General features: G+C 66.9%; 17 protein-coding genes. 4 read left to right on the forward strand and 13 right to left on the reverse strand.

All coding sequences use genetic code 11. From position 1 onward, the window contains the following. Window positions 1–305 precede the first annotated feature (305 nt). The 12 genes from flgL to QP609_RS10255 all read right to left on the reverse strand — a co-directional run bounded on the left by flgL (window position 306) and on the right by QP609_RS10255 (window position 11,985). Window positions 306–1,508, reverse strand: coding sequence for a flagellar hook-associated protein FlgL (flgL, locus tag QP609_RS10200; RefSeq protein ID WP_014647057.1), 1,203 nt, complete (start codon window positions 1,506–1,508; stop codon window positions 306–308). Further along, window positions 1,505–3,385, reverse strand: a complete 1,881-nt coding sequence (gene flgK / locus QP609_RS10205; protein WP_032961912.1) for a flagellar hook-associated protein FlgK — start codon at window positions 3,383–3,385, stop codon at window positions 1,505–1,507. Before flgK ends, flgL begins: the two co-directional genes overlap by 4 nt. 8 nt (window positions 3,386–3,393) lie before the next feature. Continuing rightward, window positions 3,394–4,593 (reverse strand): flagellar assembly peptidoglycan hydrolase FlgJ, encoded by a 1,200-nt coding sequence (gene flgJ, locus QP609_RS10210; protein ID WP_014647059.1) that lies wholly within the window; start codon window positions 4,591–4,593, stop codon window positions 3,394–3,396. A gap of 1 nt (window position 4,594) precedes the next feature. Then, window positions 4,595–5,731: a flagellar basal body P-ring protein FlgI gene (locus tag QP609_RS10215; protein WP_041863393.1), complete on the reverse strand. Its 1,137-nt coding sequence runs from the start codon at window positions 5,729–5,731 to the stop codon at window positions 4,595–4,597. Window positions 5,732–5,733: 2 nt separating this feature from the next. Further along, window positions 5,734–6,426, reverse strand: a complete 693-nt coding sequence (gene flgH, locus QP609_RS10220; protein ID WP_197621744.1) for a flagellar basal body L-ring protein FlgH — start codon at window positions 6,424–6,426, stop codon at window positions 5,734–5,736. 22 nt (window positions 6,427–6,448) lie between these two features. Beyond that, a complete protein-coding gene (gene flgG / locus QP609_RS10225; protein ID WP_005409571.1) occupies window positions 6,449–7,234 on the reverse strand; it encodes a flagellar basal-body rod protein FlgG in 786 nt (261 codons plus the stop codon). A 103-nt stretch (window positions 7,235–7,337) separates the two neighbouring features. Continuing rightward, window positions 7,338–8,087 (reverse strand): flagellar basal body rod protein FlgF, encoded by a 750-nt coding sequence (locus QP609_RS10230; protein ID WP_032961905.1) that lies wholly within the window; start codon window positions 8,085–8,087, stop codon window positions 7,338–7,340. 32 nt (window positions 8,088–8,119) lie between these two features. Beyond that, on the reverse strand, window positions 8,120–9,343 hold the full coding sequence (gene flgE, locus QP609_RS10235) for a flagellar hook protein FlgE (RefSeq protein ID WP_197621743.1): 1,224 nt from the start codon (window positions 9,341–9,343) through the stop codon (window positions 8,120–8,122). 32 nt (window positions 9,344–9,375) lie between these two features. Beyond that, window positions 9,376–10,059 (reverse strand): flagellar hook capping FlgD N-terminal domain-containing protein, encoded by a 684-nt coding sequence (locus QP609_RS10240; protein WP_014647064.1) that lies wholly within the window; start codon window positions 10,057–10,059, stop codon window positions 9,376–9,378. Between the two features lie 23 nt (window positions 10,060–10,082). After that, window positions 10,083–10,490, reverse strand: coding sequence for a flagellar basal body rod protein FlgC (gene flgC / locus QP609_RS10245; protein WP_005416461.1), 408 nt, complete (start codon window positions 10,488–10,490; stop codon window positions 10,083–10,085). Between the two features lie 3 nt (window positions 10,491–10,493). After that, window positions 10,494–10,889, reverse strand: a complete 396-nt coding sequence (gene flgB, locus QP609_RS10250) for a flagellar basal body rod protein FlgB (RefSeq protein ID WP_005409576.1) — start codon at window positions 10,887–10,889, stop codon at window positions 10,494–10,496. 151 nt (window positions 10,890–11,040) lie between these two features. Beyond that, window positions 11,041–11,985: a chemotaxis protein gene (locus QP609_RS10255; RefSeq protein WP_014037130.1), complete on the reverse strand. Its 945-nt coding sequence runs from the start codon at window positions 11,983–11,985 to the stop codon at window positions 11,041–11,043. A gap of 258 nt (window positions 11,986–12,243) precedes the next feature. On the opposite strand from QP609_RS10255, the gene flgA reads away from it, so the two are divergent. The 4 genes from flgA (at window position 12,244) to QP609_RS10275 (ending at window position 14,928) form a co-directional block, all read left to right on the forward strand. Next, window positions 12,244–12,900 carry a flagellar basal body P-ring formation chaperone FlgA gene (gene flgA, locus QP609_RS10260; RefSeq protein ID WP_032961903.1) on the forward strand — a complete coding sequence of 219 codons (657 nt, stop codon included), beginning with the start codon at window positions 12,244–12,246 and terminating at the stop codon, window positions 12,898–12,900. A gap of 75 nt (window positions 12,901–12,975) precedes the next feature. After that, window positions 12,976–13,281, forward strand: a complete 306-nt coding sequence (flgM, locus tag QP609_RS10265; RefSeq protein WP_014647067.1) for a flagellar biosynthesis anti-sigma factor FlgM — start codon at window positions 12,976–12,978, stop codon at window positions 13,279–13,281. After that, complete coding sequence (locus tag QP609_RS10270) at window positions 13,278–13,616, forward strand: FlgN family protein (protein WP_014037132.1); 339 nt, start codon at window positions 13,278–13,280, stop codon at window positions 13,614–13,616. The genes flgM and QP609_RS10270 overlap by 4 nt, the downstream gene beginning before the upstream one ends. A gap of 91 nt (window positions 13,617–13,707) precedes the next feature. Next, window positions 13,708–14,928 (forward strand): ATP-binding protein, encoded by a 1,221-nt coding sequence (locus tag QP609_RS10275; protein WP_169411007.1) that lies wholly within the window; start codon window positions 13,708–13,710, stop codon window positions 14,926–14,928. Window positions 14,929–15,342: 414 nt separating this feature from the next. Here QP609_RS10275 and QP609_RS10280 read toward each other — a convergent pair whose 3' ends face one another. Further along, complete coding sequence (locus tag QP609_RS10280) at window positions 15,343–17,115, reverse strand: EAL domain-containing protein (protein WP_014647070.1); 1,773 nt, start codon at window positions 17,113–17,115, stop codon at window positions 15,343–15,345. Between the last annotated feature and the right edge of the window lies 1 nt (window position 17,116).

The raw sequence follows: 17,116 nt of genomic DNA on the forward strand, positions 1-17,116 counted from the left end.
ATAACGGCGCTTTGTCAACAACCTTTAGCCGTGAATTCCATTGAAGCCAGAATTCGTTGCCTGAAGCTGTTTTCCCGGGGTTTTCAGCCCTGTTGCCAGGGTGGAAGCGGCCCCGGGAGGGGCGGTCGGGCAGGGCCTGACCAGCGCTGATGAAGGTATCGGCGGGGTCGGGCCGGGCTTGATGGAGAATCACGGAAAATCGGTCGGCGACGGCCAGGTGGCCGCGCAGCGGCGGGCAGGCGCGCAAACGAAAAAGGCCGCGATGCAGGGCATCGCGGCCTTTCGGGACTGACTCGGGCGGCGCGTCAGCGCAGCTTGTTGAACAGCGACATCGACTGCATCTGCGAGAAGATCGTCTGCGCCGCCTGCAGCGCGGTGCTCTGCAGCTGGTACTGACTCAGCGCATCGGCGTAATCCAGGTCGCGCATCTGCGACAGCGTGGTCTTCAGGGTCACGCCATTGGCCTCGCGCATGTCGGCGGCATTGTCCAGCGCCTTCAACTGCGCACCGCCTGCGGCACGCGAATCGATCATCCGCTCGGAAGCGCGCGCCACGTCGCGCAGTGCGCTCTGCAGCTGGTTCTGCTGCGCAGTCATCTGCGCGGTGGTACCGGTGTCGGCACCCAGCGCCGCCACCAGGTTGTCCATGGTGGAGAAGATGTCGCGGCTGCTGGCGGCCTGTACGCTGAAGCTGTCACCCGCCGCCGGTGCGCCGGTGATGCGCAGGCGCACACCGTTCACTTCCAGATCGTCGCCGGCCTTGTAGGTGCCGGTTCCGGTCACGTTGCCCGCACCGTCCACCACCTCGTATTGGTTGCCAGTGGTGAAGCGCACGCTGAAGCCCTGGCCGTTCCAGCTGTCGCTGCCGTCGCGGGTGATGTTGGTGAGCACGCCGTTGCCGGTGTTGCCGGCCGCAGCGCTGCCGTCGACGAAGCCATCGCCGGTGGGAATGCGCATGAAGATCTCGCTGCCGGGCAGCGCGTCCTTCACGTAGGTATCCGGACCGACTTCAACCTGGCGCTGGGTCTGGTCGCCACGGTAGACCACTTTGCCGTTGATCTTGGCAAACGGCGGGTCGCCGTCGTTGGTGCCACCGAACACGTAGCGGCCGGTGCCATCATCGGCGTTGGCCAGCGACAGCAGGCCGTCGCGTATCTGGTTGACCTCGGTGATCAGCGTCTTCTTGTCCGCCGCGCTCAGCGCCGGGTTGCTGGCCTGGATGGTCAGATCGTTGACGCGTGCCATCAGGTCGTTGACCTGTGCCAGGGTGTTTTCCTGCACGCCCAGGCGGTTCTGCACGTTGCCGGCATTGAGCTTCATGCGGTCCAGTGCAGCCAGGCTGCGGTCAAGGCCGACCGCGGTGCCGGCGGCAACCGGATCGTCCTTGGCGCTGACGATCTTGCTGCCGGTGGCGATCTGCTGCTCCAGGTGGCTGAGCTTGGCCTGCTTGGCCATCATCAGCGACACCGACTGGTTGAACATCATGCTGGTGGAGATGCGGCTGCTCATCGGCGGACGGCTCCCAGGATGGTCTGGAACATGCTGTCGGCGGTCGAGATCAGCTGCGAGGCGGCCTGGTAGGCCTGCTGCAGGCGCAGCATGTCCGCCGCTTCCTCGTCCAGGTTCACGCCGGAGACTTCGTCGCGGGCTTCCTGCGCCTTGTCATTGATCACCAGCTGCGCGTCGAGCGAGTACTCGGCCGAGCGGGCGGCGGCGCCGACCTGGGTGGTCAGGCCACCCAGCGCGCCGTTCAGTGTCACCGTTCCGGCGTTGAACGCCTTCGCGCTTTCCACCTTGGCCAGCTTCGACGCGTTGCTGTTGTCCGACGAACCGGCCGGGGTCGGGGTGATGTTGAAGGTATCGCCCACCTTCGGTGCACCGTCCAGCACGAAGCTCCAGCCGTTGGCGCTGATGGTCTGGCCGGGCGTGTAGGTCTGCGGCGGCCCACCGTCGATGGTGTAGGTGGTGGCCGAGGTGAACACGATCGCCGACGGATTGCGCAGGTTGGCGTTGGTCGAATCGGTGACGGTGACACCGCTCAGCTTGCCGGTACCGGTGTTGGCGGTGGCGGCCGCGCCCTTCACCGCTGCAGCGGCGGCGATGCGCGACGGATCGGTGATTGCCACTTCCATGCTGCCGGCCACGCCCGCGGTCGGCTGCAGCAGGAAGCGGTCATTTGCAGCCGGCGTACCGCCGACGACCAGCTTGACGCCGTTGATCACCAGCGGATCGGCGGCGGTGCCGGTGCCGGTCAGCGGGATGCTGGCGCCGGTGTCGGCGCGGCTGGCCTTCCAGTTGGTGCCATCGAACTGCAGCACCACGTTCTGCGCGTCCAGCTTGCCCAGGTCGCCGTAGGTTGCGCTGAGGCTGGCGGTGCCGGTATTGCTGTTGTTGCCGGTGACGCGCGGGTTGCCGATGGTGAAGAAGTCCCCGCCCAGCTGGCCATACAGGTCCACGCCCTGGTGGTGCGCCTGGTTGAAGCTCTCGGCCAGGCCCACCGCCAGCTTGCCCAGTTCGGCCTGGGCAGGGGTCAGCACGGTGTCGCGGAATTCCAGCAGGCCACCGATCTGGCCGCCGACCGCCTTCGGGTCGAGGCGGATGGTGTTGCCCTGGGTCTCCAGCGCCAACTGCAGGCGCTCGGGCTGGTACGGGTCGGCCACGGTGGTGACCTTGGTCGCCGTGGTACCCACCACCAGCGCGTTGCCGCCGGCGGTGTAGACATTCATGATGCCGCCGTCCTGGATCACCGCCGTGCCACCGGTGTAGCCGATCAGCTGGGTGATCAGCTGGTCGCGGCGGTCGAGCAGATCGGGTGCGGCAGAGGCGATGTTGGTGCCGATGGCGCCGTTGATCTGCGCGATTTCCTGCGCCAGGCGGTTGACCTCGGTGGCACCGGCCAGCAGGCCGTTGTTGACCTCGCTGTTGAGGTTGTTCAAGTGCGTGTTGAGCTGCACGAAGCGGTTGGCCAACGCCTTGCCGCCGTCGAGCATGTTCTGGCGGTCGGCGGTGCCGGCCGCGTTGGACGACAGGCCACTGACCGAATCGAAGAAGTTCGACCAGACGCCGGCCACATTGGTGGCCGCATCGGAGAACAGCGCGTTGACCCGGTCGGCCATGCCCGAAAGCTGTTTCAGGCGCGCCAGTTCACCGCTGCTGTCGAGCAGGCGCGAGATCGCCAGCTGGTCGGCCGTGCGGCGGATGTCAGTGATCCGGGTGCCGTTGCCGACCGTGCCATAGCCGTAGTTCTGCGGGTCGGCGGTAGCGAAGTTGACCTTCTGCCGGCTGTAGCCGGGCGTATTGAGGTTGGCCACGTTGTGGCTGGTGGTCGCCAACGCACGCTGGAAGGCGAGCAGGGCACCGGTACCGGTGGAAAGTACGCTGGACATGGGGTTCCTCAACGACGGGTGATACCCAGCGCCGCGGTCGCGGTGCTGGCGAAGGTCTGGCCAAGGCGCGCGCCGGCGTCGGTCACGGCCGCTACGGCACGCTCGATGGTCGGGCCGCCGGCGATCGCGGCGATCTTGGCCGCATAGCGCGGGTCGGTGGCATAGCCGGCGCGCTGCAGGCCACGGGCGAAGCCCTGCACGTCGGTGCCGGCCTGCAGGGCCTGCTGGTAGCGCGGGCTGGTCTTCAGCAGGCGCACGTAGTCGGCGAAGCTTTCGGCCGGCGAGCTGTAGGCGCGGAAGCTGGCGGTTTCGTTGCGGCGTACGCCATCCACGTATTCGTGGGTGCCGGCTTCAACGCGCTGGCCGCTCCAGCCGGTGGCCTTGATGCCGAACAGATTGTGCGAGGTACTGCCGTCGGACTGGCGGATGTGGCGCTTGCCCCAGCCGGTTTCCAACGCGGCCTGGGCGACCAGCGCACGGGCATCCACGCCCAGTTCCCTGGCCGCGCTCTGCGCGTGCTGCCAGATGCTGGCGACGAAACCTTCCGGCGTGTGCGGCCCCAGCTGGGCCACGGCGGTGCGGGTAGCCATCGCATCGGCCTGGCTCATGGCCGTACCGCGGTTGCTGGCCGTCGCCGACCACTGGTCGTTGTTGGTGGACCAGTCCTCGCCCTGCAGGTTGCCGATGTACGGATCCTCGGTGCCCAGCGAGCGGTGCAGGCTGCTGCTTTCGCGACCGGCGATCAGGTCCAGTGCCTGTTCCATCGGTGCCAGCGCGGCCTGCGCGCCGTGCTGTGCGCCGGCCGCCATCTGCTGCAGCATGCGCACGGCCTGGCTGCCATCTTCCAACGGCAGCGACGGTGCCGGCTTGTCCGGCGCGTTGAGCTGGTAGGCGCGGCTGGCCTTGGCCGGATCCACGCGGGTATCCAGCGCGGGGCCGTCGGCGGCCTGGCCGGACAGCTGGCGGCTGATCATGCCGGACAGGCCCAGCCCCTTGCCGCGGGTCATCGCCTCGGCGATCTTCTGGTCGTACATGTCGCGGAACATCTTGTTCTCGCCGGGAAACAGCGAGTCGCCGAAACTGGCATCACGCATGCTTTTGACCAGCATCTGTGCGAACTGGCCTTCCAGCTGGCGTGCGACCTTGTCGATCTTCGCCGGGTCGTTCTGCTGCGCCGGGTGCAGGTCGAATGCGGGATTGATGCGCATGTCAGATCACCTCGAGCTCGGCACTCAATGCGCCGGCCTGCTTCAGGGCTTCCAGGATCGCGATCAGGTCGCCCGGCGCCGCGCCCACGGCGTTCACCGCGTGCACGATCTCGTCCAGGGTGGTGCCGCCGCTGAACTTGAACATGCGGCTGCCGTCGTTGGTGGCGGTGATGGTCGACTGTGGGCTGGCCACGGTACGGCCACCGGACAGGGCATTGGGTTGGCTGACGTTGGTGTTCTCCTGGATCGTCACCGTCAGCGAACCATGCGAGATCGCGGCAGGGCCGACCCGCACCTGCTGGCCGATGACCACGGTGCCGGTGCGGGAATTGACCACGACCTTGGCCGGGGCGCTGCCCGGGGTCAGCTCCAGGTTCTCGATGCGGGCCAGCAGGCCGATGCGTGCGCCCGGATCGGTCGGCGCAGTCACGGCCACGGTCACGCCGTCGACCGCACGCGCGGCGCCTTCGCCGAACGCGTTGTTGAGTGCGGCGACCATGCGCGAAACGGTGGTGAAATCGTTGTTGTGCAGGTTCAGCGTGATGTCGCCGCCATTGGCCAGCGGGTCGGGCAGGGCACGCTCGACCGTGGCGCCATTGGGAATACGACCCACGCTCGGTACGTTCACCGAAACCCGCGAACCATCCTTGCCCTGCGCACCAAAGCCGCCGACGATCAGGTTGCCCTGCGCGATCGCATAGATCTGGCCGTCGGCGCCGCGCAGCGGGGCCATCAGCAGCGAGCCGCCGCGCAGCGAGACGGCGTTGCCGATCGACGACACGGTGATGTCGATCGGCTGGCCCGGCTTGGCGAACGGCGGCAGCTCGGCGTGGATCGCGACGGCCGCAACATTCTTCAGCTGCGGGTTGACGTTGGCCGGTACGTTCACGCCCAGCTCGCCGAGCAGGTTCTTCAGGCTCTGCACGGTGAAGGGCGCCTGGCTGGTGCGGTCGCCGCTGCCATCCAGGCCGACCACCAGGCCGTAGCCCACCAGGGCGTTACCACGCACGCCGCCGACCTGGGCCAGGTCCTTGATGCGCTCGGCGCTGGCCGGGGCTGCCACGACCAGCAGCATCAGCGCGACGAACGACGCCACGCGGCGCTGCCAGGAAGAAGAGGGGAGGAGTTTCATGGCCATACTCAGAACGGCGTCAGGCCGGAATTGAAGAAGCGGCTCAGCCAGCCCATCGCGTTGGACTGCGCGACCGGGCCGCGGCCGCCGTAGACGATGCGGGCTTCGGCCACGCGGCTGGAAGGAATGGTGTTGTCCTGGCTGATGTCGCCCGGGCGCACGATGCCCTGCACCTGCACCAGTTCATCACCCTGGTTCAGCCGCAGGTTCTTCTGCCCCTGTACCACCAGGTTGCCATTGGGCAGGCGCTGGATCACCGTGACGGTGACACTGCCCTGCAGGCGGTTGCTCTGCGCGCTGTTGCCCTTGCCGGTGAAATCGCGCTTGCCTGCTGCGGTGGCGCTGAGGATGTCCTTGCCGCCCAGGGTGACCGGCGCGCCGAGGATGGACGGCGTGCCCAGGCTCAGGTTGGATTCCTTGTTGGTGGCCGTGTTGGCGCTGGTCTGCGCGGTGGTGTTTTCCAGCAGGGTGATGGTCAGCAGGTCGCCGACATCGCGTGCGCGGCGGTCCGAGTACAGCTGCAGGGTCGGGCCGGCAGCGTAGATCGCACCGGCGGTCGGCGCGGCCTGCGGCGGCATGATCGGCTGGATCGGTGCCATCGCCGCGTAGGGGCGCACGTCGCCGGCGATCACGCAGCCACCGAGCAGGGCGACCACGGCGCAGGCGAGGGCAGTGCGGGTGAATCTGGAAATGGGCGACATGGCGGTTTCCCGGTTGGGCCGGTCAGAGCTTGTTGTTGAGATAGCCGAGCATCGAGTCGGTGGTGGAGATCGCCTTGGCGTTCATTTCGTAGGCGCGCTGGGTTTCGATCATCGACACCAGCTCTTCGACCACATTGACGTTGCTGCCTTCCAGCGCGCCCTGCACCACGGTGCCGAGGCCGTTGAGCCCGGGATTGCCGTTCTGTGCCGGACCGGAAGCGGTGGTTTCCAGGAACAGGTTCTCGCCGCGTGCCTGCAGGCCGGCCGGATTGACGAAGTCAGTCAGGGTCAGCGCACCCACTTCCACTGACGCCGCGCCGTCGGCCATCTTCACGCTGATGGTGCCGTCGGTACCGATGGTCACCGACTGCGCGCCCTCGGGAATCTGGATGCCCGGCTGCACCGGGTAGCCGCTGTTGGTGACCAGCTCGCTGTCCTGGTTGATCTTGAACGAGCCATCACGGGTGTAGGCCGAGCTGCCGTCGGGCATCTGCACTTCGAAGAAGCCGCGGCCGTTGACCATCACGTCCAGCGCACGGCCGGTCTGCTGCTGGCCACCCTGCTCGAAATTCTTGGCGGTGGCGACCACGCGTACACCGGTACCCAGCTGCAGGCCGGTCGGCAGCTGGGTCTGCGCCGACGAAGAGCCGCCGGGCTGGCGTACCTGCTGGTACAGCAGATCCTCGAAGCTGGCACGGTCCTGCTTGAAGCCGGTGGTGTTGGTGTTGGCGAGGTTGTTGGAAACCACCGACATGCGCATCTGCTGCGCATCCAGTCCGGTTTTCGCGATCCACAATGCCTGGTTCATCTTCGGTGTCCTGTCTGGGTAAAGCCGGCCGCGCGATGCGGCCCCTGGTAACGGGTGTGCAAGCGGTGTGCCAGCGCCGCGCCCGGGCGGCGCCGGAATTCCGTCAGCTGCCCAGGCGCAGCAGGCTGTTGGCACTGCGCGCGTTGTCGTCGCCGTGCTTGATCACCTGCACCTGCATTTCGTACTGGCGCTGCAGCTGGATCATCTGCACCAGTGCACCGGCGGCATCGACGTTGCTGCCTTCCAGCTGGCCGCTGTGCACGGCCGTGCCCTGTGCCGGTGCGAACGGCTGCAGTGGGTCGGTGTTGCGGAACAGGCCATCCAGGCCACGCTCGAGGCGCTCGTCCGGCGCCTGTACCACCTTGATCCGGCCGATCTGCGCCATGGTCTGCGGGCCTTCGCCCTGCGGGATGATCGAGAGCGTGCCGTCGGCACCGATTTCCATCGCCTGGTAGGGCGGAATGGCGATCGGGTTGTTGTTGTCATCCAGTACCGGACGGCCGCTGGAGGTCACCAGCTGGCCGTTCGGGGTGACCGACAATGCAGCGCCGCGCGTGTACGCCTCACTGCCGTCGCTGGACTGCACGGCCAGCCAGGTGCCGGTCTGCAGGGACAGATCCAGCGGCTTGCCGGTGATGTGCTGCGAGCCGGGCGTACGGTTGAAGCCGGCGTCGACGTGCAGCGCATCCACCCGCGAGGCAAAGCCCGGGCCCTTGATCGGGAACGCTTCGGTGTTGGCCAGCGCTTCCTTGAAGCCAGGGGTGTCCGAGTTGGCGAGGTTGTGGCTGAGCGTTCCCTGCGCCTGCAGGGAGGCGCGGGCACCGGTCATCGCCACGTAAAGAGCTTTATCCATGCGGGGAGTTCCGTGACAGGGTCAGCAGCTCATCAACGGATGTTGATGACGGTCTGGGTGATCTGGTCCTGCGTGGTGATCATCTGCGCGTTGGCCTGGAAGTTGCGCTGCGCGGTGATCATGTTGACCAGCTGCTCGGTGAGATCGACGGTGGACGCCTCCAGCGAGCCGGCCTGGATCTTGCCGAGGTTGGAGGTGTCCGGCATGCCGGTGCGCGGCGTGCCCGATTCGAAGGTCTCCACCCACAGGTTGTTGCCCTTCGATTCCAGGCCCTGCGTGTTGTTGAAGGTGGTCAGGGCGACCTGGCCCAGTGGCTTGTCGTCGCCGTTGGAATAGCGGGCGTAGACCACGCCGGATTCGGACACGGTCACTTCGTTGAGCTTGCCGGCGGCATAGCCGTCCTGCTGGGTATTGCGCAGGGCGAACTTCTCGCCGTACTGGGTGGAGCCGCTGATGTCCAGCGTCATGTTCAACTGGCCGGCACCGGTGGTCGGGGTGAAGGTGCCGAGGCTGACCTTGCCGTTGGCAGGTGCGACCAGCTTGCCGCTGTTGTCGAAGGTGACCGGGGTCGCTGCGCCGGCCGGCTGGCCATCGACGTAATTGCGCACGGTCCATTCGTTGGGGTTGGCGCCCTTGACGAAGTACGAGACCTGGATGTGGCTCACGCCCAGCGAGTCGTACACGGTGATGCCACCGCTGGAGTGGTTGTAGCTGTTCGAATCGGCCGGGTCGAAGGTCGCCACCGTCGGTTGCTTGGCGTTGGCCGGCAGGGTGAAGCCAACCTTCACTTCGCTGGTCTGCTTCGGCGGGCTGTCGGTGGTCAGCAGCTGCAGGTCGACCAGGCGGCCTGCATCGAAGTTGGTGCCATCGGCATTCGGCGCGAACACCTGCAGGCGCGCACCCTGCGGGTTGACCACGTAGCCGGCCGAGTCGGTCTGGAAGTTGCCGGCGCGCGAGTACACGCGCGAACCATTCATGTTCATGGTGAAGAAGCCTTCACCGGAAATGGCCATGTCCAGGCTGCGCCCGGTCTGCTCGTTGTGGCCCTGGATGAACTGCTGGGCGACGTTGGAAACGCGCACGCCCGAGCCGGTCTGGTTCTTCGACAGGCCGTAGCTGGTCGAAGCGAACAGGTCGGCGAACTCCGCGCGTGACTGCTTGAAGCCGGTAGTGTTGACGTTGGCGACGTTGTTGGCGGTGACGCTCAGGTCGGTGTTGGCGGCGTTGATGCCGGACAGCGAGACATTGAAGCCCATGGGATGCTCCTGGTTGATGCGGAAGGTGCGGCTCAGCTGACGCGGAGCACGTAGTCGATCGGGGCCGTGCCCAGGCCCTTGAGGTTCAGGTACAGGCCGTCGGAACCAACGGTCACGCTCTCCACCGGCGCCTGTACGTAGGTGGACAGCTTGGTGCTCTTGCCGGCGGTGTCGACATGGTTGGCGACGATGGAGTACTTGCCCGGCTCCATGCGCTTGCCGTTGGCATCCTTGCCGTCCCACTGGAAGGCGGTTTCGCCGGCAGCCTTGGCTTCCACGCTCAGCGAGGTGACCTTGGCGCCGTTGGCATCGGTGATGTCCACGGTGATGATGCCGGCCGACGGTGCAGCCACCGTGCCTTCGACATTGCCTTCCTTCTCCAGCACCAGCTTTTCCGACGGCACCAGCACCTGGTGGCCGACCAGCGCAGCGCCACGCAGCACCTGGTCGCTGGCCATCGACTCCTGGAAGCCCTTCACCGTCTTGTTCAGATCGGTGATGCCCTGCACGGTGGACATCTGCGCCATCTGCGCGACCATCTGCGTGTTGTCCATCGGCTTCAGCGGATCCTGGTGCTGCAGCTGCTCGGTCATCAGGCGCAGGAAGTCGGCCTGGTCCAGCGTGTTCTTCTTTTTCGTGGCGTTGCTGTTGGGGGCGTTCAGGCCCAGCGCGGAATAGACGTCCTGGCTGGTCTGGTTGTTGACGGCGGTGGTCATGGCGGTATCCGGTGCTGCGGGCCTCAGCGGCCCATGGTCAGGGTGGCCAGGGCCAGTTCCTTGGCGGTGGTCAACATCTCCACGCCGGCCTGGTAATTGCGCGAGGTCGAGATCAGGTTGACCATCTGCGCCACCGGATCGACATCGGGCTGGTAGATGTAGCCATCGGCGTCGGCCAGCGGGTGGCCCGGCTCGTAGCGCTTGATCGGCGCGGCCTCGCTCTGGGTGATCTCCTTCACCTTCACCGAGGTGATGTTGGGATCGTTCTTGCTGGTGACGGCCTGGAAGATCGGTTCCAGCGGCTTGTACACGGCGTCGGCGGAACCGGCGACGGTGTCGGCATTGGAGAGGTTGGAGGCGATGGTGCTCATGCGCACCGACTGCGCCTGCAGCGCGGAGCCGGCGATGTCGAAGATCGGCAGGTTGCTCATGGCTTATTGCCCCGTGATCGCGGTCAGCATGGAACGCACCTTGCTCTCGACGAAGCTGAGCGAGGCGCGGTATTCCAGTGCGGCGCGGCCATAGGCGGCACGCTCGGCATCGGGGTCGACGGTGTTGCCGTCCAGGCTGGGCTGCACGCCTTCGCGCGCGATCTGGAACGGGTTCAGGCCACTACTGATCTCGTAGTGCTGCTCATGGGTGGTGGCCATCAGGCCATTGGCATCCTGCCCCTGGGCGTGGCGCAGGGCGGCATCGAAGTCCAGGTCCTGGGCCTTGTAGCCGGGAGTGTCGGCATTGCCGAGGTTGCTGGCGATCAGCTTCATCCGCTGTTCGCGCAACGGCATGGCCTGGGCGTGGACGCCCAGGTAGTCGGTAATCAGGTTGCGCACGGTGCACTCCCACGGGAACGTTGCCCGGGAAGCTGCAAGGGGTGTGCCAAATGGAGAGGGGGTCAGATCCCCGCAGGGGCTCTGACCCCGTGGTTGACGCGTTGCGATGCGGGGTCGGAGCCCGTTCCGGGATCCGACCCCTCGGCGGGCCTTACGCCGCCAGCGCCACCTTGCGCAGGCGGTCCAGCACGAAGTCGGCCAGCTCGTGCGGCGAGTACTTGGCGACGAACGCATTGGCGCCGACGCGCTCGACCATGGCGTTGTTGAAGACGCCCGACAGCGAGGTGTGCAGCAGCACGTACAGGCCGGCCAGGCCCGGGTGGCGCCGGATTTCCGTCGTCAGCGTGTAGCCATCCATGGCCGGCATCTCGATGTCCGAGATGACCATGGCATAGCGCTCGGCCGGGTTTTCCCCCGAGGCGTGGACCTGCAGCAGGTGGTCCAGCGCCTGCTTGCCGTCGGAAAGCAGGGTGGCACCCACGCCCAGCTGGTCCAGCACGCTGCGGATCTGCTGGCGGGCCACGCGCGAGTCGTCCACCACCAGCACCTGCAGCTGCGGGCCGTCGGCGGGCATGGCCATTGCCGGGTCGAGTACCGCTTCTCCGCGCACCTGGGCGATATCGGCCAGCACGCTCTCAACGTCGATCACCTGGATCAGCTCGCCCTGGAAGCGGGTCACCGCGGTCAGGTAGCTCGACTCGGCGCCCAGCTCCGGTGGCGGGTGGATGTCTTCCACCGCGATGTTGACGATGCGTTCGACGCCACTGACCAGGAAGCCCTGGATCGAGCGGTTGAATTCGGTGACGACCAGGTAGCCGGGCGAGGTGTCCGCGTCCGGTTCGCGCTCGGGGTGGCCGATCGCCAGGCCCAGGTCCAGTACCGGCACCGAGCGGCCGCGCACGTCGGCCACGCCGGAGAACTGGCTGGGCAGGCCGGGCACCTGGAACAGCTCCGGGCGGCGCAGGACTTCCTGCACCTTGAAGACATTGACGCCAAAAAGCTGACGTCCGCCGAGGCGGAACAGCAGCAGCGCCAGGCGGTTGTGGCCGGCCAGTCGGGTCCGCTGGTCGATCCGGTTGAGCAGGTCATGGGACATGGCTGCTGTATCGGCGTGGTGGGGGCGGAACTTGAGGGCGCTCTGCCGCCCGCGCGGCCCGCACCGCGTTTGTAGAGTCGACTGTCAGCCGACTGCTCTTCGATCCGATCACGGGAAACCCCGCGCTTCGCGCGAAAGTCGACTGGCAGTCGACTCTACCCATCCGGTCGAATCCCCATCCCGGATCCGATCAACGGGACCCGGTCTCTGGCACACCCCTTGCACGCTGCTGGGCAGATCCCATCGACAGGAGGCGCCATGCGCCGGGTCACATCGCTGTTCGCCATCGCGCTCGCCCTGGCCGCGCCGTGGGCGGGCGCCACGGACTGGCAGCCGGTGGCCAGCATCCGCACTGCGGCGCTGTCGACGCTGCCTGCCGGCAGTGAAGGCGAGGCGCAGGTGGCCGATGCGCTGCGCCTGCCGAAATGCGGCAGCGCGTTGCAGGTGCAGCCCACCGCCAACACCACGGTGGAGGTGAGCTGTCCCGATGCGGGCGGCTGGCGCCTGTTCGTGCCGGTAAAAGTGCGGCGCAACCAGACCGTGCTGGTGCTCAACCGCGGAATCGGCACTGGAGAAACCCTCACGGCCGCCGATATCACCACTGCCCAGCGTGACGCTGCCCGGATTGCCGGCGCGGTGCTGTCCGATCCCAATGCGGCGATCGGCCGCATCGCCCGCCGTCCGTTGCAGGCCGGAGCCCTGCTGTCGAACAACGATCTGGTGGTCCAGCGTCTCATCAAGCGAGGAGACAATGTAGCCCTGGTGTCGCGTCGCGGCTCGGTCGAGGTGCGCATTGCCGGCCGTGCGATGGGTGATGCCGGTGAGAACGAGCGGGTCTCGGTCGAGAACCTGTCCTCGCGGCGGATCGTGCAGGGCACGGTCGACGCCGCAGGTGACGTAATCGTGGCGCGTTGATTTACCGCAAAATATCCCTAAAGATCACGGCCCTGCGGCCGTTATCCCTTGTGAACGGCAACTCCAGGACACCCCATGAGCCAGAAAATCGACGGCAACCTGCAGGTCCCCCAGGCACTGCGCAGCGTGACGACCCCGGCCAGCAAGCCCGGCGTCAGCACCGATGCGGCGGCGCGCCCGGTCGAGGCGGCCGACAGCCTGCGCCTGACCGGCGAGGCCACCAATCTGCAGGCCATCGAGCGTGAGCTGACCACCGCCCCGGCGATCGACGCCCAGCGCGTGGCGGCCGTGCGCGAGTCACTGCAGAACGGCACCTACAAGATCAATCCGGACGCGATCGCATCGCGCATGCTCGATCTGGACCAGCAGCTGCACGGATGACTGCGGCGATGAGCGAGCCGCTGCAGCGCCTCGCCCAGGCCCTGGACGTTGAGCGCCAGGCCCTGGTCGAGCACGACGTGCACGCCCTGATCCGGGCCACCGGCGCCAAGCTGGAAGCGCTGCGTGCGCTGGAAGGCGCGCCGCCGGTGGGCGAGGGCGAACAGCTGCAGGAACTGGCCGAGCGCAACCGCGCCAACGGCGTGCTGCTGTCGCGCCGTCGCCGCGAGGTGAACTGGGCGCTGCGCCAGCTCGGCCGTACCGAAGATGCCTCGGCCTACGATGCCAAGGGCCAGTCGCACACGGTCAGCATCGGCCGGCCACTCGCCGTCGCCTGACGCGACGGCGGTCGCACACCCCCTCCCGGTGGGCTGAAGCCCGCTGCATGACCGCGTATATTGGGCGCCTGTTCGAACGCCCCGAGTCGCCGTGTCCGCTGCCAACGCCCTGGTTACCGCCCCCCTTCCGCCGCAGCCGGTGCTGCAGGCCCTGCTTGAGCGCCTGCGCGAAGGCCTGCTGCTGTTCACTGAAGACGGGCAGGTGGCCCTGGCCAACCCGGCCGCGCAGAACCTGCTGGCCAGTGGCTCGGACGGCGGATTGCCGCCGCCGCAGCGGCTGCGCGAGCTGCTCCCCCCTGATGCACTGGAGCAGGCCCGCCAGCATGGCCACTGGAATGGCAGCCTGCCGCTGGGCGAGGGCGTGGTCATCGCCCACCTGTACCACCATGGTCCGGTCGGCGAAGGGCATTTCCTTGCGTTGTTCCGCCACATCGAAGGGCAGGAAGACTACGAGCGCGAACTGCAGCAGCGCCACGCCGAGCTGCGCCAGGCCTACCTGCGCCTCAATGGCACCCAGGAAAAGCTGCTGCAGTCGGAGAAGATGGCCTCGATCGGCCAGCTCGCCGCCGGCGTCGCGCACGAGATCAACAACCCGATCGGTTACGTGCACTCCAACCTGGGCAGCCTGCAGGAGTACCTGCGCAGCCTGTTCACCGTGATCGAAGCCTACGAGCGCGCCCTGCGCGCGCCGGACCCGAAGGCACTGATTCCGGAAATCGATGACATCCGTGACCGCCTGGACATCGACTTCATCAGCCGCGACCTGCCGCAGCTGATGGCCGAATCGCGCGAAGGCATCGAGCGCGTTACCCGCATCGTGCGCGACCTGAAGGACTTCTCGTATTCCGGTCGCGACGAATCGTGGAAGCTGGTCGACCTGCACGCGGGCCTGGAATCGACCATCAACATCATCTGGAACGAACTCAAGTACAAGGTCACCCTGGTACGCGAATTCGGCCAGTTGCCGCTGGTGGAGTGCCTGCCGTCGGAGTTGAACCAGGTCTACATGAACCTGTTGCTCAACGCTGGCCATGCCATCGCCGAGCGCGGCACGATCATTGTGCGCACCGGCGTTGATGGCGATCACGTGTGGGTTGAATTCGAAGACACCGGCGGCGGCATCTCGCCGGAACTGCGCCAGCGCATCTTCGATCCGTTCTTCACCACCAAGCCGGTCGGCAGCGGCACCGGTCTGGGCCTGTCGATCTCCTACAGCATCATCAACAAGCATCACGGCCGCATCGACCTGGACAGCACCCCGGGCGTGGGCTCGCGCTTCCGCGTGGTGCTGCCGGTGAAGCAGCCGCGCTGACCGCTTCCGAAGTGGAACCGGGCACCCAGAGCAGCCGGCCAGCGGCCGGCTCTACCGGGGCCTATCGATGGTAGTGCCGGCCTCTGGCCGGCAACCTCATTGAAACCGGACACCCAGGGCAGCCGGCCAGCGGCCGGCTCTACCGGGGCCAATCGACGGTAGTGCCGGCCGCTGGCCGGCAACCTCATTGGAACCGGACACCCAGAGCAGCCGGCCAGCGGCCGGCTCTACCGGGGCCTATCGATGGTAGTGCCGGCCGCTGGCCGGCAACCTCATTGAAGCCGGGCACCCAAGGCAGCCGGCCAGCGGCCGGCTCTACCGGGGCCAATCGACGGTAGTGCCGGCCGCTGGCCGGCAACCTCATTGAAGCCGGGCACCCAAGGCAGCCGGCCAGCGGCCGGCTCTACCCGATCGTCACCGCAGCGGCCGATCCTCGCCACCATCCCCGGTTTCCACCGGTGCCGGGCCGGCATTGCTACGGCGCTGTTCTTCGTACGTGCGGAATGCCTGGTGGATGTGCTTGCGCAGCTCGTCGTCGTTCCACGGCTTGGTCAGGAAGCGATAGATCGCGCCACGGTTGATCGCATCGGTCACCGTGTTCAGATCGGTGTAGCCCGACAGCACCAGGCGGATCGTATCCGGGTACAGCATCTTCACCCGGCCCAGGAACTCGGTGCCGCTCATGTCGCTCATGCGCTGGTCGGACAGGATCACCTGCACGTCGTTGATCGCCAGCAGATCAAAGGCGTCACGCACGTTGCCAGCGGCCAGGATGCGGTAGCCGTCGCGGCGGAACAGGCGCACCAGCGAGCGCAGCACGTTCTCCTCGTCATCCAGCAGCAGCAGCGTCCGGTCCGGGCGCGTTTCGGCGAAGGCTTCCGGGCGCAGGTAGCGCCGGCGCAGGGTCATGCCGGCGGCATCGGCCGACATCGGCTCGCCGAACAGGTAGCCTTGGAACACATCGCAGTCGTTGCGGCGCAGGAAGCCCAGTTGGGCCTGCGATTCCACGCCGTTGGCAATCACGGTCATGCCCAGCTGGTGGCCCATGGCAATGATCGCGCGGGCAATGGCTGCTTCGCGATTGCCAGCCGGTGCGCTCTTGATGAAGCTGCGGTCGATCTTCAGCTTGTCCACCGGGTAGCGCACCAGCGCGCTGAGGCTGGAATCGCCGGTGCCGAAGTTGTCCAGGCTCAGGCTGATGCCTTCGTTGCGCAGGTTGGCCAGCGTTTCATGGACGAAATTGACGTTGTTGGTCAGCGCGCTCTCGTTGATCTCCAGCGTCAGCATGTGCGCCGGCACGCCCGCGGCCTGCAGCAGGGACATCACCTCGGCGAAGAAGTTCGGCCGCAGCAGCTGCAGGGTGGACACGTTCACCGCGATGGTGAAGTCATCAAAGCCCTGGTCGCGCCACAACCGCGCCTGCTTCAATGCGCCTTCCAGCACCCAGGTGCCGATCTGCACGATGATGCCCAGGCGCTCGGCGGTGCGCATGAAGCGCTCCGGCACCAGCATGCCCAGGGTCGGCGACTGCCAGCGCAGCAGCGCTTCCATGCCGACCACGTGGCCGTCGCGGGCGCTCACCAGCGGCTGGTAACGCAGCTTCAGCTCGCCATTGGGAATGGCATCGACGATCTGGCGCGCGATGATGCTCTCGCTGTGCGCGCTCGGCGGGGTATCCACGGCATGGATGCGCACGGCATTGCCGCCTTCGCGGGCGGCCTGGTACAGCGCATCTTCGGCATGGTCGAGCAGGCGCGAGGCGCTGCTGGCATGTTCCGGGCACAGGCTCACGCCCAGCTTGCCGGTCATGAACAGCGTGTATGGAAGCACCGACAGCGGCAGTTCCATCTGCTGGCGGATCTCTTCAGCGAAGTCCTCCGGCAGCGGCAGGTCCGCGGTGCGGGGCACCGCGATCAGGAACTCGTCGCTGCCATGCCGCCACAGCTTGCCACGCCCGCGCAGGTAGGACTGCAGGCGCTGCGCCACCAGTACCAGCGCCTGATCGCCCACTTCGGCACTCATGTTCTCGTTGACCGATGCGAAGTGGTCGATGTCCACGTGCATCAGCATCAGCGCGATGCCGCCGGAGGCCGCCTCGGCAACCATCGCCTGCAGCTCGGGGTTGCCGGCGCCAAGGCGGTCGGGGGCATCATCGATGCTGACCGGGGGCAGGTTGGGATTCCACATA

The sequence above is a fragment of the Stenotrophomonas sp. 8(2023) genome, from assembly GCF_030345295.1.
Lineage (GTDB): Bacteria > Pseudomonadota > Gammaproteobacteria > Xanthomonadales > Xanthomonadaceae > Stenotrophomonas > Stenotrophomonas muris.

What these genes read in the sequence shown, in the direction of transcription:
- flgL (WP_014647057.1), bottom strand. Translation starts at nt 1,508, where the DNA reads ATGAGCAGCCGCATCTCCACCAGCATGATGTTCAACCAGTCGGTGTCG.
- flgK (WP_032961912.1), bottom strand. Translation starts at nt 3,385, where the DNA reads ATGTCCAGCGTACTTTCCACCGGTACCGGTGCCCTGCTCGCCTTCCAG.
- flgJ (WP_014647059.1), bottom strand. Translation starts at nt 4,593, where the DNA reads ATGCGCATCAATCCCGCATTCGACCTGCACCCGGCGCAGCAGAACGAC.
- QP609_RS10215 (WP_041863393.1), bottom strand. Translation starts at nt 5,731, where the DNA reads ATGGCCATGAAACTCCTCCCCTCTTCTTCCTGGCAGCGCCGCGTGGCG.
- flgH (WP_197621744.1), bottom strand. Translation starts at nt 6,426, where the DNA reads ATGTCGCCCATTTCCAGATTCACCCGCACTGCCCTCGCCTGCGCCGTG.
- flgG (WP_005409571.1), bottom strand. Translation starts at nt 7,234, where the DNA reads ATGAACCAGGCATTGTGGATCGCGAAAACCGGACTGGATGCGCAGCAG.
- QP609_RS10230 (WP_032961905.1), bottom strand. Translation starts at nt 8,087, where the DNA reads ATGGATAAAGCTCTTTACGTGGCGATGACCGGTGCCCGCGCCTCCCTG.
- flgE (WP_197621743.1), bottom strand. Translation starts at nt 9,343, where the DNA reads ATGGGCTTCAATGTCTCGCTGTCCGGCATCAACGCCGCCAACACCGAC.
- QP609_RS10240 (WP_014647064.1), bottom strand. Translation starts at nt 10,059, where the DNA reads ATGACCACCGCCGTCAACAACCAGACCAGCCAGGACGTCTATTCCGCG.
- flgC (WP_005416461.1), bottom strand. Translation starts at nt 10,490, where the DNA reads ATGAGCAACCTGCCGATCTTCGACATCGCCGGCTCCGCGCTGCAGGCG.
- QP609_RS10255 (WP_014037130.1), bottom strand. Translation starts at nt 11,985, where the DNA reads ATGTCCCATGACCTGCTCAACCGGATCGACCAGCGGACCCGACTGGCC.
- flgA (WP_032961903.1), top strand. Translation starts at nt 12,244, where the DNA reads ATGCGCCGGGTCACATCGCTGTTCGCCATCGCGCTCGCCCTGGCCGCG.
- flgM (WP_014647067.1), top strand. Translation starts at nt 12,976, where the DNA reads ATGAGCCAGAAAATCGACGGCAACCTGCAGGTCCCCCAGGCACTGCGC.
- QP609_RS10270 (WP_014037132.1), top strand. Translation starts at nt 13,278, where the DNA reads ATGACTGCGGCGATGAGCGAGCCGCTGCAGCGCCTCGCCCAGGCCCTG.
- QP609_RS10280 (WP_014647070.1), bottom strand. Translation starts at nt 17,115, where the DNA reads ATGTGGAATCCCAACCTGCCCCCGGTCAGCATCGATGATGCCCCCGAC.